Source organism: Streptomyces sp. P9-A2, from assembly GCF_036634175.1.
Lineage (GTDB): Bacteria > Actinomycetota > Actinomycetes > Streptomycetales > Streptomycetaceae > Streptomyces > Streptomyces pratens.
Genome location: NZ_JAZIFX010000001.1, coordinates 344,272 through 366,397 on the forward strand (window position 1 = coordinate 344,272; position 22,126 = coordinate 366,397).

Genomic DNA, 22,126 nt, shown 5'->3' on the forward strand with positions numbered 1-22,126 from the left:
CCGTCATGGGACCGTGCCCTCCACGCGCACGGCCGCCGCCCGACCGCCGGGAGAAACGTCCCTCCACGAGCCACGGAAAGGTGACCGGCGCCATGCTGCTACCCGCCAGAGCCGAAGTCGCCCGGCAGTTGCGTCGCTACCGGGCCTGGGAACGCGTGATGCTCGCCGCCCCCACCGACCTCACGGTACGGACGACGTTCGAGGACTCGGGTTACACCCTCTGTGTGCTGATGGGCAAGCGCTGCGCGCGGGAGGCTGCCGACGCGGCCGAACGGTATTTGCGCACCAGTCTCGTCACCTACCTGCAGGAACAGAACGGCCGGCCCCGGCCGGCCACTGCGGCCAGACGGGTTCCACCGGCGGTCGAGCGGCGGTCCCCGGCGGGAAGGTGAAGGACCTTCCCGCCTCAATTTCGTCCCACGACCGGGCACGGGCCCGGCGTCGAGCACGGCGGAGGTACAGACCCATGAAGGCGACCCGGGCCATCGGACGCATCCCGGTACGGGATGTCCGGCCGGCCGTCGAATGCGGCAGACGGCCGGCGAAGGCGGTCGTCGGAGAGACGTTCGAGGTGACGGCGACCGTGTTCCGTGAGGGGCACGACGCGGTGGCCGCCAACGTCGTCCTCAAGGATCCGGAGGGCCTGCGGGGGCCGTTCACGCCGATGCGGGAGCTGGCGCCCGGCACCGACCGGTGGGGCACGGAGATCACCCCGGACGCCGTGGGCCGGTGGACCTACCGTGTCGAGGCATGGGGGGACCCGGTCGCCACGTGGCGGCGCCACGCGCGCATCAAGGTGCCCGCGGGGATCGACACGGGTCTGGTGCTGGAGGAGGGCGGTGACCTGTTCGAGCGGGCAGCGGCCGGGGTGCCGAAGGGCGCCGGCCGCTCCCTCGTGCTCGCCGCGGCGAAGACGCTCCGGGACGACTCACTGCCCCCCGCCACCCGGCTGGCGGGGGCGTCGGTGCCGGAGGTGGACGCGGTGCTGGCCCGCCATCCGCTGCGGGAACTGGTCACCACCAGTGACCCGATGCCCCTGCTCGTGGAACGCGAACGCGCCCTCTACGGCTCCTGGTACGAGTTCTTCCCCCGCTCCGAGGGCACCCCCACCCACCCCCACGGCACCTTCCGCACCGCCGCCCGCCGACTGCCCGCCATCGCCGCGATGGGCTTCGACGTCCTCTACCTCCCCCCCATCCACCCCATCGGCACCACCCACCGCAAGGGACGCAACAACACCCTCACCCCCACACCCGACGACGTCGGCGTCCCCTGGGCCATCGGCTCCCCCGAAGGCGGCCACGACAGCGTCCACCCACAACTGGGCACCCTGGAGGACTTCACCTGGTTCGTCCGCCAGGCCACCCGCCACGGACTCGAGACCGCCCTGGACTTCGCCCTGCAGTGCTCCCCCGACCACCCCTGGGTCCACAAACACCCCCAGTGGTTCAACCACCGCCCCGACAACACCATCGCCCACGCCGAGAACCCGCCCAAGAAATACCAGGACATCCACCCCATCGCCTTCGACGCCGACCTGGACGGCCTGATCGCCGAGACCTGCCGCATCCTGCGCCACTGGATGAACACCGGCGTACGCATCTTCCGCGTCGACAACCCCCACACCAAACCCGTCGCGTTCTGGGAACGCGTCATCGCCGACATCAACCGCACCGACCCCGACGTCATCTTCCTGGCCGAGGCCTTCACCCGCCCCGCGATGATGCACACCCTCGCCGCCATCGGCTTCCAGCAGTCCTACACCTACTTCACCTGGCGCACCACCAAACAGGAACTGACCGAGTACCTCACCGAACTGGCCGGCGACGCCGCCTGCTACATGCGGCCCAACCTGTTCACCAACACCCCCGACATCCTGCACGCCTACCTCCAGCACGGCGGACGCCCCGCCTTCGAGGTCCGCGCCGTCCTGGCCGCCACCCTCTCCCCCACCTGGGGCATCTACAGCGGCTACGAACTCTGCGAGAACACCCCCCTGCGCGAGGGCTCCGAGGAATACCTCGACTCCGAGAAATACCAGCTCACCCCCCGCGACTGGGCCGGCGCCGAACACCACGGCCGCACCATCGCCCCCCTCATCACCCGCCTCAACACCATCCGCCGGGAACACCCCGCGCTGCGGGCACTCAGAAACCTGCGCTTCCATCACACCGACAACGACGCGGTCATCGCGTACAGCAAGCGCAGCGGAGCGGATGCCGTGCTGGTGGTCGCCAACCTCGATCCCCACCGCACCCAGGAGGCCACGGTCTCGTTGGACATGCCGCAACTCGGCCTGGAACGGCACGAGTCGGTATCCGTACGCGACGAACTCACCGGCGAGACCTACCGCTGGGGCGACACCAACTACGTGCGGCTGGAACCGGGGCGGGCTCCTGCGCATGTCCTGCACGTCCAGCGACCGCCCGCAGCACAGCGAACCGGAGGGTCAGGAGCGTCATGACTGTCAACGAACCAGTGCTGGACACCTTCGAAGACACTCCGGTCAGGGACCGGGACCCCGATTGGTTCAAGCGTGCCGTCTTCTACGAGGTCCTCGTCCGTTCCTTCCAGGACAGCAACGGCGACGGCATCGGTGACCTGAAGGGGCTGACCGCCAAGCTCGACTATCTGCAGTGGCTCGGCGTCGACTGTCTCTGGCTGCCTCCGTTCTTCAAGTCACCGCTGCGCGACGGCGGTTACGACGTCGCCGACTACACCGCGGTACTGCCCGAGTTCGGCGACCTCGCCGACTTCGTGGAGTTCGTGGACGCCGCCCACCAGCGGGGCATGCGCGTGATCATCGACTTCGTCATGAACCACACCAGCGACCAGCACCCGTGGTTCCAGGAGTCCCGCCAGAACCCCGACGGCCCCTACCGCGACTTCTACATGTGGGCGGACGACGACAAGGGCTATCCGGACGCGCGGATCATCTTCGTCGACACCGAGGCCTCCAACTGGACGTACGACCCGGTCCGCGGGCAGTACTACTTCCATCGGTTCTTCTCGCACCAGCCGGACCTGAACTACGAGAACCCGCGGGTCCAGGAGGAGATCCTGGCGGCCCTGCGCTTCTGGCTGGACCTGGGCATCGACGGTTTCCGGCTGGACGCCGTGCCGTATCTGTACGCGGCCGAGGGCACCAACTGCGAGAACCTGCCGGCCTCGCACACCTTCCTGAAACGGGTGCGCAAGGAGATCGACATCCAGTACCCGGACACGGTGGTCCTCGCCGAGGCGAACCAGTGGCCGGAGGACGTCGTCGACTACTTCGGCGACTACACCGCCGGCGGCGACGAGTGCCACATGGCGTTCCACTTCCCGGTGATGCCCCGCATCTTCATGGCCGTGCGACGCGAGTCGCGCTACCCCGTCTCCGAGATCCTGGCCAAGACCCCGGCCATCCCGTCGGGCTGCCAGTGGGGCATCTTCCTGCGCAACCACGACGAGCTGACCCTGGAGATGGTCACCGACGAGGAACGCGACTACATGTGGGCCGAGTACGCCAAGGACCCGCGGATGCGCGCCAACATCGGCATCCGCCGCCGCCTGGCCCCGCTGCTGGACAACGACCGCAACCAGATCGAGCTCTTCAACGCCCTGCTGCTGTCCCTGCCCGGCTCGCCGATCCTCTACTACGGCGACGAGATCGGCATGGGCGACAACATCTGGCTCGGCGACCGCGACGCGGTGCGCACCCCCATGCAGTGGACCCCCGACCGCAACGCCGGCTTCTCCTCCTCCGACCCCGGGCGGCTGTTCCTGCCCACGATCATGGACCCGGTTTACGGCTACCAGGTCACCAACGTCGAGGCGTCCATGGCGTCGCCGTCGTCGCTGCTGCACTGGACCCGCCGCATGATCGAGATCCGCAAGCAGAACCACGCCTTCGGCCTGGGCACCTACACCGAACTCCCCTCCTCCAATCCCGCCGTCCTCGCCTTCCTGCGGGAGTACGAGGACGATCTGGTGCTCTGCGTCAGCAACTTCTCCCGTTTCGCGCAGCCCACCGAGCTCGACCTGAGCGCCTTCGAGGGCCGCCATCCGGTCGAGCTGTTCGGCGGGGTGCGCTTCCCGGCCATCGGTGAACTGCCGTATCTGCTGACCCTGGGGGGCCACGGCTTCTACTGGTTCCGGCTCACCCGAGCCGCGGCCCGCACCCGCATCGGCCGGCGACTGTGACCGTGCGCCGACGACAGGAGGCGTCACCATGACGAAGACCGCATTCCTGCGTCCGCGAAGCGCGGCCGCCGAACCCATGGAGTCGTTCGCCGGGCTGCTGCGCGAATGGCTGCCGGAACAGCGCTGGTTCGCCGGCAAGGACCGGCCCGTCACCGACCTCCATGTGCTGTCGATGACGGAGCTGTTCCCCGGTTGTCTGCATCTGCTGGTCCACGCCGGCCACGGCGGTGTGCCCTCTCCCGGGAACACTCCCTGGGCCGGGGACTGCTACCAGCTCCTCCTCGGCGTACGGGAGCATCCCTCGCCGCGCCTGGGCCGGGCGGTCATCGGCAGGGTGCGGGACGGGGCACTGGCCGGGCGCACGGTCTACGACGCGCTCCACGACCCGCGGTCGGCGCAGCTGCTGCTGGAACGGCTGCGGCACCCCACAGTGGTGGGCCCGCTGCGGTTCGAGGGCCACGCGGCCCAGCGGGTGCCGGCCGGGCTGGTGCCGCGGCTGCTGGACGCCGAGCAGTCCAACTCCTCGCTGGTGTACGGCGACGAGTTCATCCTGAAGGTCTTCCGAAGGATCCAGCCCGGGGTCAACCCGGATCTGGAGGTGCCCGGCGCACTGGCACGGCAGGGCTGCCACCGGGTGCCCGCCCCGGTGGCCTGGCTGCGCACCACGCATCCGTTCAAAGCGACGCTCGGCGTCCTCCAGCCGTTCCTGCGCGATGCCTCCGACGGCTGGACGCTGGCCCTGGAGGCGCTGGCCGCCGGTGACGACTTCACCGCGCAGTCGCATGCCCTCGGCCGGGCCACCGCGGACGTGCATCTGGCGCTCGGCGCGGCCTTCCCCGTCGGCGGCCCCGGGGAGAACGCGCTCACGGCGGAGGGGATGACCGAGCGGCTGACCGCCGCCGCGCACTCCGTACCCGTGCTCCAGCCGTTCGTACCCGGTCTGAAGACGGCGTTCGCCGCACTCGCGACCTGCGATCCCGGGCCGCCCGCCCAGCGCATCCACGGCGACCTGCACCTCGGACAGGTGCTGCGGGCCGGACGCGACTGGTTCGTCATCGACTTCGAGGGCGAGCCGTCCCGGCCGCTCTCCGAACGGCGCAGCGCCCACTCCCCCCTGCGGGACATCGCCGGGATGCTGCGCTCGTTCGACTACGCCGCCCGCCAGCGCCGCCCCTGGCGCCCGGAGTGGGCGCGCCGCTGTCGCGAGGCCTACTGCGCGGGCTACACGGCCCGCGCAGGCTGGGACCCGCGCAAGAAGCACGGTCTGCTCCGCGCGTACGAAACGGACCGGGCCGTGTACGAGGTGCTGTACGAGGCCCGGCACCGACCCGACTGGCTGCCCGTACCCATGGCGGCGATCAAGCGCCTCGCCGTGAGAGGAGACTGAGCCGTGGCCCTGCACGACACACCGCTTCCCGAGTCGGCCGGGTCCGTCCCGTCCGCCCCGGAGACATACGGGACCGCACCCGCCCTCGATCCCGTCGACCGGGGGCGCCTGCTGGCGGGCGCCCATCACGATCCGCACGCGCTGCTCGGCGCCCACCCGGTGCCGGGCGGCATCGCCTTCCGGGCGCTGCGGCCGTTCGCGCGCACGGTGAGTGTGGTCACCGGCGGCGAGCACACCCCGCTCGTCTCGGAGGGCGACGGCGTCTTCTCCGGGGTCCTGCCGCTGGACGCGGTCCCCGCGTACACGCTGGCGGTGGCGTACGGCGACGAGGACGCCGTCGAGGTACACGATCCGTACCGGATGCCGCCCTCGCTCGGCGAACTGGATCTGCATCTGATCGGCGAGGGGCGCCACGAGGAACTGTGGACCGCGCTCGGCGCGCACCCCATGACCCACCAGGGGGTGACCGGCACCCGCTTCACCGTGTGGGCGCCGAACGCGCAGGGCGTCCGGGTCGCGGGCGATTTCACCTGCTGGGACGGGACGGCGTTCCCGATGCGCTCGCTCGGCTCGTCCGGGGTGTGGGAGGTGTTCCTGCCGGGGATCGGTGAGGGCGCCCGCTACAAGTTCGAGGTGCACTCCCGGTACGGCGGGCGGGCCCTGAAGGCCGACCCGATGGCGCGCCTCGCGGAGGAACCGCCGAACACCGCGTCGATCGTGACGGCCTCGCACTACACGTGGGACGACGCCGCGTGGATGAAACACCGTGCCCGGGTGTCCGTGCACGAGGCGCCGTTCTCGGTGTACGAGATCCATCTGGCGTCCTGGCGGCCGGGGCTGACCTATCGCGAGCTTGCCGAGGTGCTGCCGGCCTACGTCAAGGACCTCGGCTTCACCCATGTCGAGTTGATGCCGGTCGCGGAGCATCCCTACGGCCCGTCCTGGGGCTATCAGGTGACCGGTTTCTACGCGCCCACGGCCCGCCTCGGCACCCCGGACGACTTCAAGCACCTGGTGGACGCCCTGCACCGGGCCGGGATCGGCGTGATCATGGACTGGGTGCCGGCGCACTTCCCGAAGGACGACTGGGCGCTGGCCCGGTTCGACGGGGACCCGCTGTACGAGCCGGGGGACGCCCGGCGGGCGGAGCACCCGGACTGGGGGACGTACACGTTCGACTTCGCCCGGACCGAGGTACGCAACTTCCTGGTCGCCAACGCCGTGTACTGGTGCCAGGAGTTCCACATCGACGGTCTGCGCGTGGACGCCGTCGCCTCGATGCTCTACCTGGACTACTCGCGGGACTCCGGCCAGTGGGAACCCAATGTGCACGGCGGCCGGGAGGACCTGGCGGCGATGGCGTTCCTGCAGGAGATGAACGCGACCGTGTACCGGCGGTGCCCGGGAGTGGTGACGATCGCTGAGGAGTCGACCGCGTGGGGCGGGGTGACCCGGCCCACCGACACCGGCGGTCTGGGATTCGGGCTGAAGTGGAACATGGGCTGGATGCACGACTCGCTGCAGTACATGAGCCACGAGCCGGTCCACCGCAAGTACCACCACCACGAGATGACGTTCTCGATGGTGTACGCCTACAGCGAGAACTACGTGCTGCCGATCTCCCACGACGAGGTCGTGCACGGCAAGCAGGCCCTCGTGTCGAAAATGCCCGGCGACTGGTGGCAGCGGCGGGCGAACACCCGGGCCTACCTCGGTTTCATGTGGGCCCACCCCGGCAAGCAACTGCTGTTCATGGGGCAGGAGTTCGCGCAGGGCGCCGAGTGGTCCGAGCAGCACGGCCCGGAGTGGTGGCTGCTGGACGACGCGTACCGCTTCGCGGGCGACCACCGCGGCGTACAGGATCTGGTGCGCGACCTCAACGCCCGTTACCGGGCGACGGACGCGCTGTGGCAGCGGGACACCGATCCGGGCGGGTTCCGCTGGGTGTCGGTGGACGCGGCCGAGGACAACGTGTTCGCGTTCCTGCGGTACGACCGGGACGGCACTCCGCTGCTCTCGGTGTCGAACTTCTCCCCCGTCGTCCGGCACGACCACCGGCTGGGAGTGCCCGACGACGTGATCGCCTGGCGGGAGGTCCTCAACACGGACGCGGCCCGCTACGGCGGCGGTGACGTCACCAACCCGGACCCGGTCAAGCCCGAGGACGGCAGCGTCGGCATCACTCTCCCGCCCCTCGCGACGGTGTGGCTGGTGCCGCACGACCTGTGAGGCCCGGCGGCCCTCCTCCCGCCCCCGTACCCGCGTCCGGACGGTGATCGGCACGGGTACCGCGCGTGCCTGTGCATGCCGGGGCGGAAGGGCCCCGGCGGGGAATACGGGCGGAATGCGCGGGCAGGCTCGGGCCGCCGGGGCGGCGTGATCATCAATGTGGCCACAGTTCCGGCGATCCGGCCCCGGAACGCTCGGGCTCGGCTACATTCAGGCACCGCCGATGACTCCGCTCGTCGGCCGAATCACAGCCCGTACATGTCAGGAGCAGTGCATGCGCGACCTCGCTCTCGCTCCCCAGGCCGCCTCACCCCTGACGGGCGGCCTCGCGGACAGCCTCTTCAAGACGGCGGCCGAGAGCCCGAACCTGCCGATGCTCGCCCGCCGTGCCGATCCGGCCTCCGCGTCCTGGGAGGAGGTCACCGCGCTGGAGTTCCGCAACCAGGTCGTCGACCTGGCCAAGGGGCTGGTCGCCTCCGGGCTGTCCCCGGGCAGCCGTGTGGCGATCATGGCGCGGACCCGTTACGAGTGGACGGTCCTGTGCTACGCGCTGTGGACCGTGGGTGCCGAGGTCGTCCCCATCTATCCGACCTCCTCGCGGGAGCAGGTGGAGTGGATCCTCAGGGACTCCGGGTGCGTTGCCGTAGTGGTCGAGGACGAGCAGAGTGTGATGACCGTCGGGTCCGTGTGCGCCGCGCTGCCGCGGCTGCGGCACGTCTGGCAACTGGACTCGGGTGCGCTGGACCAGCTGGTGGCGCGCGGCGAGTACATACCGCCGGCCACGGTCGACTCGTTGCGCAGGATCGTGCTGCCGGACTCCACGGCGGTGATCGCCTACACGTCCGGTACCTCGGGGCAGGCCATGGGGTGCGCGCTGAGCCACCGCAATCTGGCCGCCCCCTGCGACACCCTGCTGGAGGGCTGGTCCCGGACCGCGGCGGAGCCGGGTGAGCAGGGCGTGGTCCTCGCCTTCCTGCCGTTCTCCCATGTGTACGGGCTGATGATCCAGGGGCTGTGCGTACGGGGCGGCCTGCTGATGGGGCACGAGCCCGATCTCGGCTCGGAGGCCCTGTCCTTGGCCCTGCGCACCCTGCGGCCCACCTATCTGTACGCGGTCCCCTCGCTGCTGGAGAAGATCTACAAGAACTTTCTGCGCGCCTCGCAGCAGGCGGGCCGCGGGGCTCTGTTCGAGCGGGCCGCCGATACGGCCCGTGACTTCGCCGCCGCCGTGGAGCGGCAGCGGCTGGGCCGTGGTTCGGGGCCCGGCCTCGACCTGCGGGTGCAGCACGCCCTGTACGAGCGGACGGTGTACCGCAGGCTGCGGGCCGCGCTGGGCGGCCGGGTGCGCAGGGCCACCTCGGGCGGCTCGACACTCAGCCGTGATCTGTCCCTCTTCTACGAGGGCATCGGCATCTACGTCCACGACGGCTACGGGCTCACCGAGACCAGCGGTGGAGTGACGATGCAACCGCTCGGCCGGGAGAAGTCCGGCACCGTCGGACGGGCGCTGCCGGGCAACGAGATCCGGGTCGCCGACGACGGGGAGATCCTGGTGCGCGGGCCGTCGGTGTTCCAGGGCTATGCGGGCGACGAGGCCGCCACCCTGACCGCGCTGGCCGGTGGCTGGCTGGCCACGGGGGACATCGGCCGACTGGACTCGGAGGGTTACCTGACGATCACCGGTCGCAAGAAGGACATCATCATCACCAGCAGCGGCAAAAGTGTCGCGCCCGCGGCCCTGGAGCAGCGGCTGCGGATGCATCCACTCGTCCACCAGGCCGTCGTGGTGGGGGACGACCGGCCCTGTGTGGGGGCTCTGATCACGCTGGACCCGGAGTTCCTCACGCACTGGCGCGGGGCACTTTCGATGCCGGGCGACGCGCCCACACGCGAGGCCCGGGAGGAGAACGCGTTGCGTGAGGAGATCGCGAGGGCGGTCACCGCGGCGAACAGCAGTGTGTCCCGTTCGGAGTCGATCCGGGTGTTCCGGGTGCTGCCGGAGCCGTTCGACGTGACCAACGGGCTGCTGACGCCGTCGATGAAGCTGCGCCGGGACGAGATCGTACAGCGCTACGCCTTGGAGATCGACGCGATGTACCACTCCCGTTCGCGTCCGGAGCGGGAGCCGCTGCCGGAGGAGCCGTCGGTCTGGGACGACTCGGACAACGTCTTCCGCTGACCGCCGGTGGCGGCGTGCCCGTCACCCCGGCTCACATGGATACGGGCGCGTAGGGTCCGGCGGCCCGGGAACCCACAGACCAGGAGAACGAAGGAACGTACGGCACATGAACGACTGGCCCGTGGTAGCCGGGGCAGGGAAGGCGACATGGCATCCGAGCCGCACAGGGACAATTCACTGGCCGCAGAGGAGATCACCGAACGCGTCGTCGGTTTCGCCGGGGAGCTGCGCGACGTCACCGACGCACGACTGGTGGCGGAGGAGTTCCTCCTGGACCTGGCCCGCATCTCCCCGCCGACGGCCCCGGAGCACTGGGACGACATCCTCCTGGTGGTCACGGAACTCGCCGCCAACGCGGTCCAGTACGCGCCGGGACCGTTCCGGCTGCGGCTGCGCAGGACGTTCGACGGGGTGCATGTGGTGATGCACGACACGAGTACCACCGAGCCCGCGCCCCGGCCCTTCAGGCCGAGCCGCGGCGGGGGCGGGATCGGCTGGCACCTGATCCACACACTGTGCGATCAGGTCAGCGTGGTCGGCGCCGCCGACGGCAAGGACATCCATGTGTTCCTGCCCTGGTGACGGCCGCCTGCCCCGGGGACGCCCGCGCCGGGCTCCGTACGGTGCCGGCCGGTGCCGGCCGGTGCCCGGTACGGGGATCACCGGCCGGCGTCGGGCGCGGACATCACCGGGCGACGGTCATCCGGCCGGGGTGCCGGGAGCGTGCTCGGGCGGGGGCCCGGGCCGTGTCAGCGCCCAGTAGTAGTCGCCGACCGTCGTGAGGTAGGCCGGGTCCATGGTCTCGCTGTCGGTCCTGAACCGGGGCGCGGCTTTCACCTCGGGCCTGGTGCAGGACACGGTGATCTTCCGGTCGCCGGTGTCGACGGCGGCGACGACGCCGACCGGTACGAGGAGACTCCGGCCGAACACCCAAACGCCCGTGTCGACGACCAGGTGCCGCATGGCGTGATGGTCGGCCTGCCGGTCCACATGGCCGATGGTGCTGCCGTCGCTCGCGACGACGGTGTATCCCGTGAGGTCCGGATCCTGCCCCTGGGCGGGACCCGGCTCCGGCGCGTATGACCAGATACTGTCCGTGGGCACGCTGCTCCTTGCCTCCCCTGTGACGACGATCCCGGAGCGGGCGGGACCCGCTCTCCGGCTCCGTCCGTCTCCACAGCAGCCAACTACCCGCCTGGAGCGGGCGCATTCGGCCGGCGAAGACACAAAACCCGCACAGGTCCAGTCCTGTTTCGAAAGTCTCACCCACCGGACCCGCACGCACGGACCGGCATGACGTGGTGATCCCGGGGTAAGCGCCTGCGCGTGCGGCCGGACCCGGCCGTCGGCTCGATGTGGGAGGTATGTGTGTCCATGGCCCTGAACCCGCTGTCCGTGGAGGTGACCGTGGTCCGGGAGGATGTCGCCCTGCTCACGGTGCAGGGCGACCTGGACGCCGACACCGGGACCGAATTCCAGCATCACCTGGCCAACCAGCTCCATCACGGGCGTCGGCACTTCCTGCTGGACCTGGCGGCGGTCCCCTTCATGGACTCGTCCGGAATGAATATCATCCTGCGCGTCTACCAGGAAGCCCGGGAACTGCCGGGCAGCGTACACATCATCTCCCCCACGCCCGCGGTGCGCCGCATCCTGGACCTGACCGGCGTGAGCATCACGGTCCCGGTGTCCCGGAGCGCCGAGGAGGCGCTGGAGCGGGTCGACGCCACGCCTGGTGGGCCGCAACAGCCGGAGACAGGACGACCGGAGTCCTGAGCCGAGCCCGGAGAGGTCCGGCGCACCGTCGCGTCGGACCTCCCCGGCTCCCGCGCGGGCGGCGGGCGCCCGCCGCCCGTGAGGCTCCGGCTCCGGCTCCGGCTCCGGCTCCGGCTCCGGCTCCGGCTCCGGCACAGGATGCCGCACGGGCCCGGAGCGTCGTTAGAGTGGTCTTCCGGCCAGGTATCGGCACCTTTCCGTGGCCCGGCGCGGTATCGGTGCGGAAACGACGACGAGGAGACACAGGTGCCTGAGCACGAAGCGGGCGGACCGTTGGGAACGCCGACGCTCGAGGTCAGGGACTTTCTGCGGCGCAGGCGCGAGCAGATCACGCAGCGGTGGGCGGACGAACCCCTATTCCGTACGGTCTTCACCCTCTCGCGCGACGAAGCGGTCGAGGCCGGCAAGGCAGTTGTCGACGTCTTGGCCCAAGTCGCCGACGCACAGCGGGTCGAGGACTCGGACGCCGCCGGGTTCACCGGCGTGCGGGAGCAGTTGGCGCGGATGAGCGCGTCCCGCTCCCAGGCGGGGCTCTCCATCGGGTGGCGCCCGGCTCGACGCTGACGCTCTACACGGACGGGTTGGTCGAGCGCCGTGCCGAGGGCATCGACCCGGGCATCGAACGGCTCTCGGCCGCGCTCGGCTCGTTCGGCCCCGCGGAGCTCGACACGGACCTGGAGGACGCGGCGGACCGCGTCCTGAACCCTCTCCTCAGCGACTCCGCGCGCGACGACGACGTCTGTCTGCTGCTCTGCCATCTGCAGAGCCGACGCCGCTCGCCGGTCTCCTCCCACAGGTCACCGGTCGGCGTTCGGGTGTGCCCGTACGGCGGCCGGGCACCCGCCGTACGGGCGCGGGGACCCGTGGCCCCGCCCGCACCACGGTTCTCCCGGTGCGCTCCGGCGCCGGTGCGGGCATCGTGGTGCTGGACGTGTGCGTGCCGGATCGGTGTCCGGACCAGGCACGGAGCGCTGCCGCGATCGCGATGCGCCGCGACCGAGGAGGTGCAAGGCAGCGGTCCAAGGGCAGGTGAAGGAACGTCGACGTCCGAGACGAACCGTGCGGAGCCGCAGGAAGGGATGAACACGTGACACGACCCAGGATCCTGGTGGTGGGCGCAGGCTTCGCCGGAGTGGAGTGCGTCCGCCGACTGGAGCGGAAGCTCTCCCCCGGCACTGCCGAGATCACCCTGGTGACGCCGAACTCCTACCAGCTCTACCTGCCGCTCCTTCCCCAGGTCGCCTCCGGTGTGCTGACCCCGCAGTCGGTCGCCCTGTCGCTGCGCCGCAGCACGAAGTACCGCACCCGGATCATCCCGGGCGGTGCCATCGGCGTGGACCTGAAGGCCAAGGTCTGCGTCATCCGCAGCATCACCGGCCGGATCGTCAACGAGTCGTACGACTACATCGTGCTGACCCCCGGCAGCGTCACCCGCACCTTCGACATCCCCGGGCTCACGGACCACGCGTTCGGCATGAAGACACTGGCCGAGGCCGCCTACATCCGCGACCACGTCATCGCCCAGCTCGATCTCGCCGACGCGAGCGAGGACCCGGCCGAGCGGGCCTCGCGGCTGCAGTTCGTGGTGGTCGGCGGCGGCTATGCGGGCACCGAGACCGCCGCCTGCCTGCAGCGGCTGACCCATGCCGCCGTCGAGCGCTACCCACGGCTGGACCCGGGCCTGATCAAGTGGCATCTGATCGACATCGCACCGAAGCTCATGCCCGAACTGGGCGAGAAGCTCGGGCGCAGCGCGCAGGAGATCCTCACCCGGCGCGGCATCGAGATCTCGCTGGGCGTCTCCATCGCGAAGGCGGGGCCGACCGAGGTCACCTTCACCGACGGCCGGGTGGTTCCCACCCGCACCCTCATCTGGACGGCCGGCGTGGTCGCCAGCCCGCTGATCGCCACGCTCGGCGCGGAAACCGTGCGCGGGCGGCTCGCGGTCACCGCGGACATGTGCCTACCGGGCGAGGACGGGGTGTTCGCCCTCGGTGACGCCGCGGCGGTGCCCGACGACGCCAAGGGTGTGGAGGGCGCGGTGTGCCCGCCGACCGCGCAGCACGCCATCCGGCAGGGCAAGCAGGTCGCCGACAACATCATCGCGACGCTGACCGGCCGGCCGCTTCGGCCGTACCACCACAAGGATCTCGGGCTGGTCGTGGACCTCGGCGGCACCGACGCCGTCTCCAAGCCGCTCGGCGTGGAGCTGCGGGGCCTGCCCGCTCAGGTGGCGGCCCGCGGGTACCACTGGTCGGCGCTGCGCACCAATGTGGCCAAGACGAGGGTCATGACCAGCTGGCTGCTGAACTCGATCGCCGGCGACGATTTCGTCCGGACCGGCTTCCAGGCCCGCCGGCCCGCCAAGCTGCGGGACTTCGAGTACACGGACGTCTATCTGACTCCGGAGCAGGTGCGGGCGCACGTCGAGGAGGCGGGCCTGCCCGTGCGGTGATCCGGCCCCCGTGGCCGCTCCGCCCTCCCTCGGGCCGTGCCCGGTGTTCCGGCCGGTGGGAGCCCCCCGGCGGGTCAGTGGTGGCACGTGCCATGCTTGCATCCTGATCAACGCGAGCTACGGGGAGGGTGCGGCGGCGTGAAGGCGGGGCTCTCGGTACGGACGCGGCTGCGGGACCGTCTGGCGGCGTCCGATCCCGGGATGCTGCGGATGACGGCCGGGCTGCGGATGGTGTGCTCGCTCGGACTGACGCTGGCCGTGCTCGCCGTGACGGGGGCCGGTGTCACCCAGCTGGTGGCGGGGGCGATGACCGCGGCGGTCACCAACTTCGCCATCCGGGAGAAGCGGCGCGGAGCCCAGGCCGTCACGCTCGCCCTCGGTCTGCCGGTGGCGCTGGTGTCCGTGTCGCTGGCCGCGGTGCTGAGCGAGCGGACCGTTGTCGGGGACCTCTTCTTCGTCGTCCTCATCTTCTGCGCGGTGTACGCCCGCCGGTCCGGCGACCGCGGGACCGGGCTCGGGCTGATCGGCTTCCAGGTCTATTTCGTGTCCCTGTTCATCGGCACGTCCGTCGACGGGCTGCCGGAGATCTGGGCCACCCTGGCCGTCGCGTTCGGATGCAGTGCCGTCATACGGTTCGCCGTCGTCCCGGTGACCCCGGCCGGGCTCCTCGCGCGGCTGCGGGAGGCCTTCCGTGCCCGGCTGGCGCAGCTCGTGACGGCGCAGCTGGTGCTGCTCGACGCCGACGGCGACGAGGTGGACAAGGCTCTGGCGGACGTCCGCGCGGGTACGGCCCGGCTGCACGAGACGGCCCTGATGATCCAGACCCGGCTGGAGCGGGGCACCCCCGACGTGTCGTCGGCACGGCTGGTGCAGCGCCGGATCGCGGACGCCGAGATCTCCGCCGAGCGGCTCGGCCTGCTGCTGCTCACCTCCCGCAGCGCCGAGCGCGCGGACACACTGACCCTGCACCTGCCGGGCGCGCCCGCCCCCGAGGCCGGCCGTATGCCCGCGCCCGACGAGGCCACCGCCGCGCTGCGCCGCGATCTGCTCGCCCTGCGCACCCAGATTCTGCACGCCGGGCCCGGCGTGCAGGGGACGTCGATCGCGCATGTGCGCAACCGGCTGCTCTCCTACCGGGACGAGGAGAACCTGCCGGCCTGCTCCCCGGCCGTCCAGGACGTGTTCCGGGCCATCGGCGAGGCGTCCCGCGCGGTGATGGGCCTGCGGATCGCCCTGGACGGTCCGCAGGACGAGTCGGACGACACCCCCGCGACGGCCAGGTCCCGGGAGGAGCTGGACGCCGAGGACGCCGCGATCGACGCCGTCGAGGAGGACGAGCCGGCCGAGGAGGCCAAGGGGCTGCGACGGCCCACCACCCGGGCCGCCGTCCAGGTCGCCGTGGGGTCGTCGCTGGCCATCGCCGGCGGTGAGCTGCTGCCCTCCCAGGGCTGGCACTGGGCGGTCCTGACCTGCTGGCTCGTCTTCATCAACACCGAGTCGACGGGCGAGATCCTGGTCAAGAGCTACCGGCGGCTGCTGGGGACGGCGCTCGGCGTCGTCGCCGGCATCGCACTGGCGGGGCTGGTAGGCGGGCACACCTGGACCGCGTTCGCCCTGATGCTGGTGCTGATCTTCGCGATGGCTTACACGGCGCCGCTCTCGTACACGCTGATGTCGTTCTTCGTGACCGCGATGGTGGGGCTGCTGTACACGCTGCTGCACACCTACAGCTGGGAGGTGCTGGTCCTGCGGGTGGCCGAGACCGCGCTGGGCGCCGCCTGCGGGGTGTTCGCCGCGTTCCTGGTGCTGCCGGTGCGTACGGACCGGCGGACGAACGAGCTGCTGGGTACCGTGCTGGCCCGGCTCACCGAGGTCACCGAGGCTGCCGTCGACCAGCTCAGCGGCGGGCCCGCCGCCGATCTGCTGGACCGGGCGCGGGAGCTGGACACGGCGCTGGGTGAACTGCGGGCCGCGACCAAGCCGCTCACCCATCCGGTCACCCCGCTGCGGGGCCGGCGCGACACCGTGCGGTACGTCGTCGCGCTCCTGGAGACCTGTGCATACCAGGCGCGCGCGCTGGCCGCGACGGCCGAACTGTTGCCCGCGCACCCCTCGATCGCGGCGGATCCCCGGCTGCGCGGGGCGACGGCGCGCACCGTGCGCAACATCGCGACGATCGCCGCCCGGGTCGCGGGCGAGGACACCACGGCCGGGATCGAGACGGGGCCGAGCTTCGCCTCGCTGCTGGGTGGTTCCGACGGTGACGGCGCGTCGCGCTACGGCCGGATCACCGGCCGGGTACTGCGGCATCTGGAGCGGCTGGACGAGGCGGTGGTGGGCCTCGCCCGCCCGCTGGACGTCCCGCTGGCGAGCGACGGCCGGGCGGTGAGGACGGCGGGCCCCGAGGACGGAAGCGACGGGCCCGGACGTCGTGGGTAGCGGATGGTGACGGGTTCGGGCTTCGGTGGCTGACGGGTTCAGAAGTCGGTGGGAAGGCCGCTGACCTCGGCGATGCCGCGCAGTTCGTCGTTCTGCCGGTGGCGCTGCCTGATGTAGTCGGCGATCTCGTCGAGGCGGGACGGATCGGCTGCGGTCGTCGCGTCGGTGACGACCCTGACCGGTCCGCTCTCGTCGACCTCCAGCTCGACCACCTCGTTGTCCATGCGGCCGGTGACGGCCGTGGCGATGACGAGGGCGGCCTCGTCGCGGACCTCCTGGGGCAGTTCCTCGTCACCCTCGTTCAGGGCGAGGTCGAGACCGGACAGCCGGTGTTCCTCGATCGCCCGGAGCACCGGCTCCACCACCCGGAGCAGCAGGCGGTAGTCCTCGGTGTCCATCCGGACGCTCAGGAGGTCGAGGTAGACGTCCACGGGCCGCCCGTCCTCCGGCGGAATCTCGGATTCACTCATCGGCTCCGTGCTCCCCTCATTCGGCCGCCCATGGCGTCGGCGCGTACCCGGGCGCAGCTCCGGCTGATCAGCCGGGAGACGTGCATCTGGGAGATCCCCAGCTGGGCGGCTATGCGGCTCTGGGTCATGTCCTCGAAGAAGCGCATGTACAGGATGGTGCGTTCGCGTTCCGGCAGACGGCGCAGGCCCTCCTTGGCGGACTCACGGTCGACCACGATGTCGTAGGAGACGTCCGAGGCACCCAGGGTGTCGGCCAGGCTGTAGCCGTCGTCGTCGGGTGACATCTCCGCGTCCAGCGACAGGGTGCTGAAGCTCTCCAGCGCCTCCAGTCCGGCCGTGACCTCCTCCTCGGTCAGGCCTGCGTGCCGGGCGATGTCGGCCGGGGCGGGTTCGGGACTGCCGGGCGTCTGGGTGAGGTCCCGCCGGGCGATCCGTACCTTGTTCCGCAGCTCCTGCACGCGGCGGGGCACCCGCAGGGCCCACATCCGGTCCCGGAAGTGCCGCTTGACCTCTCCGGTGATGGTCGGGACGGCATAGCTCTCGAAGGCTCCGCGGTCCGGGTCGAAGCGGTCCACCGCCTTCACCAGGCCGAGTGCGGCCACCTGGCGCAGGTCCTCGACGGATTCGCCGCGGTCGCGGAAACGGCCCGCGATGCGGTGGGCCATGGGCAGCCACGCGGTGACGAGCTCGTCGCGCACGGCCTCCCGCTCGGGGCCGTCCTCCAGGGAGGCCAGCCGGGTGAACAGAGCGGCGGTGTCGGGGGCGTCGTCGTGCCGCCTGCGGCTTCCTGCGGCGGTGGGGACGGGGGTGTCGGGGCGGTCGGTGGACGTGTCTATGAGCATGCGGTTTCGCTCCCGAACGGTTGTTGTCGTGGGCGATCCACCGCGGGACGAACGCTGCGAGGACGTCCGGAGGGAGTACCACAGCAGCCGTGCCTCTCCCGCTGGTGCGCCGTCGGTCCGAGGTACGACCCTCCGACTGCCCTGGACCCGGTGGCGCAAACTCCGCTTCGCCGCACAAATCCGCGGAAAGGAGCCGACGGCGGTTCAGGGCAGGGGGACCAGCGCGCTGATGCACTTGCCGCCCGTGGGCAGGTCCCGGACGCGGATGTCGCGGGACAGCAGGCAGACGATGGGCCAGCCGTGCCCGCCGGGCGTGAGGCGTCCCTGCGGGCCGGCCGCGGGCCGGGCGACGGGCAGTTCCGTGCTGCGGTCGCTCACCGACACCCGTACGCCGGGTCCGGCGACGTCCACCCTGACGTCGGTGACGCCGCCGCCGTGCAGGATCGCGTTCGTGGTGAGTTCGGAGGCGACGAGCAGGGCGTCCGCGAGGGCTGCGGCGTCGCACGGGGTGTGCGTGGCGCGGCAGCGTTCGCACACCGCCCGCTGCACGGCCTCACGCACCTGGGCCGGCCGGTAGGGGCGCCGGGGTGCGGCCCGGACGGTACCGGGCGGTTCCATGTACGGCCCTCTCCTGTCGAGCGGTTCCATGGCGGGCGGCTCTGCGTCGGCTGAAAACATGTGCTCCTGGCACATCGTTCGGCTCCCTGTTCGATGAGAAAGGTCACCCCTTTCCGGCTGACCCCTCATGGCACCGGCAAACCTTTCGGCCCGCTCCGGAGCGACTGTCGTCCGCACGGCGCACCTGAGCAGCCGGCCGGCTCGGCGGCTGCGGCGACCGACCCCGGAGTGAGACAGGTCACCTGCCCCGAATGCCGGCGACGCGAGCCCCGAGAGATGGTTTATCGTTCACATATACGTGGTGACGGAGTGAACGACCGTCCTCCTTGACCACCTTTTACGGCCCTGGCTGGCTTCCCCCGTCCAGCCAGGGCTTTCCACATCCCGGAGCACGCCGTCCGCCCTCGTCGAGGTGCCCCGGACGGCGGCAGCGGCTCCAATGGACGTAGGACCGTCCGACGGCCCGGCGAGGAGCCCCGCCCCATGACCAAAGCGATCAAACTCCTGACCGCCCTGCCTCCCCCGCAGCGGGAGCGCATGATGGCGCTCGCGCGGGAGGTGTCCTTCCCCGAGGACACCCGGATCTTCGAGGCGGGAACCACCGCCGACCGCTTCTGGGTCATCCGCTCGGGGGCGGTGTCGCTCGATCAGCGGGTGAACGAGCTCCAGCGGGTCACGGTCGCCACGCTCGGCGCGGGCGACCTGCTGGGCTGGTCCTGGCTCTTCCCGCCCCACGAGTGGGACTTCGGCGCCGAAGCCTTCAGCCAGGTCCGCGCCTACGAGTTCGACGCGGCGGCCGTCCTGCGCCTGTGCGAGGAGAATCCGGCGCTCGGGCTGACGCTGGTGCGCTGCGTCGCCGAGATCCTCGCGCACCGGCTGGAGGCGACGCGGGTCCGGCTGATGGAACAGCCGGCGACGCGTACCCGCGGAGTCTTCTGAGGCCGGTTCCTCCGGCGGAGCCCGCCGAAGCCGGGCGCGCTCGCCTCACACCCGGTAACGGCGCAGCGCCGGCATCGCGGCGGCCGGAACGGGCATCACCGCGACGACCGGCAGCCCGCCGCCTCAGCTTCCGGCGACGAGCGTGCAGCCGAGGACGATCATGGTGACGGCGACCAGGCCGTCCAGGACCCGCCAGGCGGTGGGCCGGGCGAGGAAGCGGCTCAGCAGCCGGGCCCCGAAGCCGAGGACGGCGAACCAACAGAGGCTGGCCAGCACCGCGCCGAGTCCGAACGTCCAGCGCAGCGGTCCGTGGTCGGCGGCCACGGAGCCCAGCAGGAACACGGTGTCGAGGTAGACGTGCGGGTTGAGCCAGGTCATCGCCAGGCAGGTGAGTACGGCCCGACGTCGCGAGGTCACCGCCTCACCCTCCGTCTCGAGCCCGGCCCCGGCCGGCCGGACCGCCCGCCGCGCGGCCAGGACACCGTAGCCGAGCAGGAACACCCCACCGATCCAGCCGACCGCGGTCAACGCGCCGGGCCAGGCCACCACCAGGGCGCCCACCCCGCCGACTCCCAGGGTGATGAGCAGCGCGTCGGACACCGCGCAGATGCCCACAACGGCGAACACCGCCTCCCGGCGGACGCCCTGGCGCAGGACGAAGGCGTTCTGGGCCCCGATGGCGACGATCAGGGAGAGGCCGGTGCCGAATCCGGCGGCGGCGGTGGTCAGGGCGGCGGTCATGCACAGGACGCTAGTGGTCGCGTCCCACTGCAGTACAGCTAATGATTCTTACGTACCATTAGCCGATGTGATGGAAGACCTTCCGCTGGACCAGGTGCGGACCCTGCTCGCCGTGGTGGACGAGGGCACCTTCGACGCGGCGGCCGCGGCCCTGCATGTGACGCCCTCCGCGGTGAGCCAGCGGGTGAAGGCGCTGGAGCAGCGCACCGGGCGGGTTCTGCTGCTGCGGACCCGCCCGGTCCGGCCGACCGAGTCGGGCGAGGTGCTGGTGCGGCTGGCCCGCCAGGTGGCGCGACTGGAGCGGGACGCGTACACGGAGCTCGGGCTGAGCCCGGCCGGGGAGGCGACCCGGGTGTCGGTGGCGGTGAACGCGGACTCGCTGGCGACCTGGTTCCTCGGAGCCCTCACCCGCGTCCCGGCCGAGCTGCGCCTCTGCTTCGAACTGCGCCGCGAGGACGAGTCCCACACCGCCGCGCTGCTGCGGGAGGGGGTGGTGATGGCCGCGGTGACCTCCTCGCCGGACGCGGTGCCGGGCTGCTCCGTACGACTGCTGGGACGGATGCGCTATCTCCCCGCGGCCGGCCCGGAGTTCGCCGCGCGGTACCTCACCGGGCCGTTGGAGGAGACGCTGCCGAGGGCGCCCGTGGTGACCTTCGACCGGCGGGACGACTTCCAGGACGCCTTCGTCCGCCGGCTCACCCGCGGCCGCACCGGGGCGAGCACGGGCCGGCACCTCATTCCGACCTCGGAGGGGTTCGCCGAGGCGGTCGCCTCGGGCCTGGGCTGGGGCATGGTCCCCGAGGCACAGGCCGGCCCCCTGCTACGGGCCGGCCGGCTCACCGTCTTCGCCCCGGACCTCGCGGCCGACGCGCCCCTGTACTGGCAGCAGTGGAAGCTGGACTCCCCCGCCCTGGCGGTGGTGGCCGAGGCGGTGGCGGCAACTGCGGCGACCGCGCTGCGGAGTTGAGGGCCGGCACCGTGCCCTCGTCGTGCCCGCCGGTCGTGCCCGTCGTCGGCCGGCCCAGTGGTGTCCGCGGTGACGCGCCCCGCCGAGGCCGCTGTTTCATCCTGTGGTGACAGGTGACCCGTAACGGAGTACGGCACCCCAAGGGTGCGCATCCACTGCGGATCAGGTGATTTTCCATGGACGACTGGCGGACCCGCGCGGCCTGCCGGGACGAGGATCCCGACCTCTTCTTCCCGATCGGGACCTCCGGCCCTGCCCTTCTTCAGACGGAGCAGGCGAAGGGGGTGTGCCGACGCTGCCCTGTCCAGCAGCATTGCCTCGACTGGGCGTTGGACACGGGGCAGCCCCTCGGGGTGTGGGGCGGCACGAGCGAGACGGAGCGACGCGCGCTGAAGCGCCGCTTGAAGGCACGGCGCGCCTGAGGCGGGCCCATGTTCCGGCCCGCCTGTCCACCGTTCCGCCCGCCGGGCCGGGCACGGCGGGCGGCGTTAGGCTCACCGGAAGAGCGCGGGAAGGAACCGATCATGAGCGTGCGTGTGCGTCGTGTCTACGAACCGCCCCAGCCGGACGACGGGATCCGTGTCCTGGTCGACCGGCTGTGGCCGCGTGGCCTGGCGAAGGACCTGGCCCGCGTGGACGAGTGGCCCAAGGGCCTGACGCCGTCGACGGACCTGCGCCGCTGGTACCACACCGGCGAGCGGCCGTACGAGGAGTTCCGCGGGCGCTACGAGAAGGAGCTCGCCGCTCCCGAGGCGGCCGAACTCCTCGACCATGTAAGGGATCTGGCCACGCAGGGCCGGGTGACGCTGGTGACCGCGGCCAGGGAGCCGGAGACCAGCCATGCCGAGGTGCTGGCCCGCCTCCTCGACGACCGGCACGGCTGAACTCTCCGGCCGCTC

Annotated in this window: 19 protein-coding genes and 2 pseudogenes; 16 read left to right on the forward strand and 5 right to left on the reverse strand. The window is 71.4% G+C overall.

Annotated elements, in window-relative coordinates; translation table 11 throughout:
- The first annotated feature begins 92 nt into the window (after positions 1 to 92).
- The 7 genes from V4Y04_RS01485 (at position 93) to V4Y04_RS01515 (ending at position 10,562) form a co-directional block, all read left to right on the forward strand.
- Positions 93 to 392 carry a DUF5133 domain-containing protein gene (locus tag V4Y04_RS01485; protein ID WP_332425232.1) on the forward strand — a complete coding sequence of 100 codons (300 nt, stop codon included), beginning with the start codon at positions 93 to 95 and terminating at the stop codon, positions 390 to 392.
- A gap of 74 nt (positions 393 to 466) precedes the next feature.
- Positions 467 to 2,464, forward strand: coding sequence for an alpha-1,4-glucan--maltose-1-phosphate maltosyltransferase (locus V4Y04_RS01490; RefSeq protein ID WP_332425234.1), 1,998 nt, complete (start codon positions 467 to 469; stop codon positions 2,462 to 2,464).
- Positions 2,461 to 4,185, forward strand: a complete 1,725-nt coding sequence (gene treS, locus V4Y04_RS01495; protein WP_332425235.1) for a maltose alpha-D-glucosyltransferase — start codon at positions 2,461 to 2,463, stop codon at positions 4,183 to 4,185. Before V4Y04_RS01490 ends, treS begins: the two co-directional genes overlap by 4 nt.
- Before the next feature lie 28 nt (positions 4,186 to 4,213).
- Positions 4,214 to 5,572: a maltokinase N-terminal cap-like domain-containing protein gene (locus V4Y04_RS01500; RefSeq protein ID WP_332425237.1), complete on the forward strand. Its 1,359-nt coding sequence runs from the start codon at positions 4,214 to 4,216 to the stop codon at positions 5,570 to 5,572.
- A gap of 3 nt (positions 5,573 to 5,575) precedes the next feature.
- Positions 5,576 to 7,801, forward strand: coding sequence for a 1,4-alpha-glucan branching enzyme (gene glgB / locus V4Y04_RS01505; protein ID WP_332425239.1), 2,226 nt, complete (start codon positions 5,576 to 5,578; stop codon positions 7,799 to 7,801).
- 274 nt (positions 7,802 to 8,075) lie between these two features.
- Positions 8,076 to 9,980, forward strand: coding sequence for an AMP-dependent synthetase/ligase (locus V4Y04_RS01510; RefSeq protein ID WP_332425241.1), 1,905 nt, complete (start codon positions 8,076 to 8,078; stop codon positions 9,978 to 9,980).
- Between the two features lie 147 nt (positions 9,981 to 10,127).
- Positions 10,128 to 10,562 carry an ATP-binding protein gene (locus tag V4Y04_RS01515; RefSeq protein WP_332425243.1) on the forward strand — a complete coding sequence of 145 codons (435 nt, stop codon included), beginning with the start codon at positions 10,128 to 10,130 and terminating at the stop codon, positions 10,560 to 10,562.
- A gap of 117 nt (positions 10,563 to 10,679) precedes the next feature.
- On the opposite strand, the gene V4Y04_RS01520 is transcribed toward V4Y04_RS01515, so the two are convergent.
- Positions 10,680 to 11,084 (reverse strand): PRC-barrel domain-containing protein, encoded by a 405-nt coding sequence (locus V4Y04_RS01520; RefSeq protein ID WP_332425245.1) that lies wholly within the window; start codon positions 11,082 to 11,084, stop codon positions 10,680 to 10,682.
- Positions 11,085 to 11,348: 264 nt separating this feature from the next.
- Between V4Y04_RS01520 and V4Y04_RS01525 the strand changes: the two genes are divergently transcribed.
- The 5 genes and pseudogenes from V4Y04_RS01525 to V4Y04_RS01545 all read left to right on the forward strand — a co-directional run bounded on the left by V4Y04_RS01525 (position 11,349) and on the right by V4Y04_RS01545 (position 16,650).
- Complete coding sequence (locus V4Y04_RS01525; RefSeq protein ID WP_332425247.1) at positions 11,349 to 11,756, forward strand: STAS domain-containing protein; 408 nt, start codon at positions 11,349 to 11,351, stop codon at positions 11,754 to 11,756.
- Positions 11,757 to 12,002: 246 nt separating this feature from the next.
- A pseudogene (locus tag V4Y04_RS01530) lies at positions 12,003 to 12,293 on the forward strand (RsbRD N-terminal domain-containing protein); the annotation flags it as partial.
- Positions 12,294 to 12,295: 2 nt separating this feature from the next.
- Positions 12,296 to 12,520 (forward strand): annotated as a pseudogene (locus V4Y04_RS01535) (SpoIIE family protein phosphatase); the annotation flags it as partial.
- Between the two features lie 323 nt (positions 12,521 to 12,843).
- A complete protein-coding gene (locus tag V4Y04_RS01540; RefSeq protein WP_332425249.1) occupies positions 12,844 to 14,211 on the forward strand; it encodes an NAD(P)/FAD-dependent oxidoreductase in 1,368 nt (455 codons plus the stop codon).
- 201 nt (positions 14,212 to 14,412) lie between these two features.
- Positions 14,413 to 16,650 (forward strand): FUSC family protein, encoded by a 2,238-nt coding sequence (locus V4Y04_RS01545; protein ID WP_443080161.1) that lies wholly within the window; start codon positions 14,413 to 14,415, stop codon positions 16,648 to 16,650.
- Between the two features lie 38 nt (positions 16,651 to 16,688).
- Here V4Y04_RS01545 and V4Y04_RS01550 read toward each other — a convergent pair whose 3' ends face one another.
- The 3 genes from V4Y04_RS01550 to V4Y04_RS01560 form a co-directional block, all read right to left on the reverse strand.
- Positions 16,689 to 17,120: a hypothetical protein gene (locus V4Y04_RS01550; protein ID WP_332425252.1), complete on the reverse strand. Its 432-nt coding sequence runs from the start codon at positions 17,118 to 17,120 to the stop codon at positions 16,689 to 16,691.
- Positions 17,117 to 17,962 (reverse strand): SigB/SigF/SigG family RNA polymerase sigma factor, encoded by an 846-nt coding sequence (locus V4Y04_RS01555; protein ID WP_332425254.1) that lies wholly within the window; start codon positions 17,960 to 17,962, stop codon positions 17,117 to 17,119. The genes V4Y04_RS01550 and V4Y04_RS01555 overlap by 4 nt, the downstream gene beginning before the upstream one ends.
- Before the next feature lie 204 nt (positions 17,963 to 18,166).
- Entirely contained in the window at positions 18,167 to 18,610 is a 444-nt protein-coding gene (locus V4Y04_RS01560; RefSeq protein WP_443080162.1) for an ATP-binding protein, read from the reverse strand.
- Positions 18,611 to 19,063: 453 nt separating this feature from the next.
- Between V4Y04_RS01560 and V4Y04_RS01565 the strand changes: the two genes are divergently transcribed.
- A complete protein-coding gene (locus tag V4Y04_RS01565) occupies positions 19,064 to 19,519 on the forward strand; it encodes a cyclic nucleotide-binding domain-containing protein (protein WP_332425258.1) in 456 nt (151 codons plus the stop codon).
- 123 nt (positions 19,520 to 19,642) lie between these two features.
- Here V4Y04_RS01565 and V4Y04_RS01570 read toward each other — a convergent pair whose 3' ends face one another.
- Positions 19,643 to 20,260: a LysE/ArgO family amino acid transporter gene (locus V4Y04_RS01570; RefSeq protein ID WP_332425259.1), complete on the reverse strand. Its 618-nt coding sequence runs from the start codon at positions 20,258 to 20,260 to the stop codon at positions 19,643 to 19,645.
- 70 nt (positions 20,261 to 20,330) lie between these two features.
- Between V4Y04_RS01570 and V4Y04_RS01575 the strand changes: the two genes are divergently transcribed.
- The 3 genes from V4Y04_RS01575 to V4Y04_RS01585 all read left to right on the forward strand — a co-directional run bounded on the left by V4Y04_RS01575 (position 20,331) and on the right by V4Y04_RS01585 (position 22,111).
- Positions 20,331 to 21,227, forward strand: coding sequence for a LysR family transcriptional regulator ArgP (locus V4Y04_RS01575; protein ID WP_332432668.1), 897 nt, complete (start codon positions 20,331 to 20,333; stop codon positions 21,225 to 21,227).
- Positions 21,228 to 21,403: 176 nt separating this feature from the next.
- A complete protein-coding gene (locus V4Y04_RS01580; protein WP_332425261.1) occupies positions 21,404 to 21,649 on the forward strand; it encodes a WhiB family transcriptional regulator in 246 nt (81 codons plus the stop codon).
- Positions 21,650 to 21,751: 102 nt separating this feature from the next.
- Positions 21,752 to 22,111, forward strand: a complete 360-nt coding sequence (locus V4Y04_RS01585) for a DUF488 domain-containing protein (protein WP_332425263.1) — start codon at positions 21,752 to 21,754, stop codon at positions 22,109 to 22,111.
- The last annotated feature ends 15 nt before the right edge of the window (positions 22,112 to 22,126 follow it).

Excerpts from the sequence above, each read along its gene's own strand:
- V4Y04_RS01510 (WP_332425241.1), top strand. The coding sequence starts at position 8,076 with ATGCGCGACCTCGCTCTCGCTCCCCAGGCCGCCTCACCCCTGACGGGC.
- V4Y04_RS01545 (WP_443080161.1), top strand. The coding sequence starts at position 14,413 with ATGCTGCGGATGACGGCCGGGCTGCGGATGGTGTGCTCGCTCGGACTG.
- V4Y04_RS01570 (WP_332425259.1), bottom strand. The coding sequence starts at position 20,260 with ATGACCGCCGCCCTGACCACCGCCGCCGCCGGATTCGGCACCGGCCTC.
- V4Y04_RS01580 (WP_332425261.1), top strand. The coding sequence starts at position 21,404 with ATGGACGACTGGCGGACCCGCGCGGCCTGCCGGGACGAGGATCCCGAC.
- V4Y04_RS01585 (WP_332425263.1), top strand. The coding sequence starts at position 21,752 with ATGAGCGTGCGTGTGCGTCGTGTCTACGAACCGCCCCAGCCGGACGAC.
- V4Y04_RS01575 (WP_332432668.1), top strand. The coding sequence starts at position 20,331 with ATGGAAGACCTTCCGCTGGACCAGGTGCGGACCCTGCTCGCCGTGGTG.
- V4Y04_RS01500 (WP_332425237.1), top strand. The coding sequence starts at position 4,214 with ATGACGAAGACCGCATTCCTGCGTCCGCGAAGCGCGGCCGCCGAACCC.
- V4Y04_RS01555 (WP_332425254.1), bottom strand. The coding sequence starts at position 17,962 with ATGCTCATAGACACGTCCACCGACCGCCCCGACACCCCCGTCCCCACC.
- V4Y04_RS01490 (WP_332425234.1), top strand. The coding sequence starts at position 467 with ATGAAGGCGACCCGGGCCATCGGACGCATCCCGGTACGGGATGTCCGG.
- V4Y04_RS01515 (WP_332425243.1), top strand. The coding sequence starts at position 10,128 with ATGGCATCCGAGCCGCACAGGGACAATTCACTGGCCGCAGAGGAGATC.
- V4Y04_RS01550 (WP_332425252.1), bottom strand. The coding sequence starts at position 17,120 with ATGAGTGAATCCGAGATTCCGCCGGAGGACGGGCGGCCCGTGGACGTC.
- treS (WP_332425235.1), top strand. The coding sequence starts at position 2,461 with ATGACTGTCAACGAACCAGTGCTGGACACCTTCGAAGACACTCCGGTC.
- V4Y04_RS01565 (WP_332425258.1), top strand. The coding sequence starts at position 19,064 with ATGACCAAAGCGATCAAACTCCTGACCGCCCTGCCTCCCCCGCAGCGG.
- V4Y04_RS01560 (WP_443080162.1), bottom strand. The coding sequence starts at position 18,610 with ATGGAACCGCTCGACAGGAGAGGGCCGTACATGGAACCGCCCGGTACC.
- V4Y04_RS01485 (WP_332425232.1), top strand. The coding sequence starts at position 93 with ATGCTGCTACCCGCCAGAGCCGAAGTCGCCCGGCAGTTGCGTCGCTAC.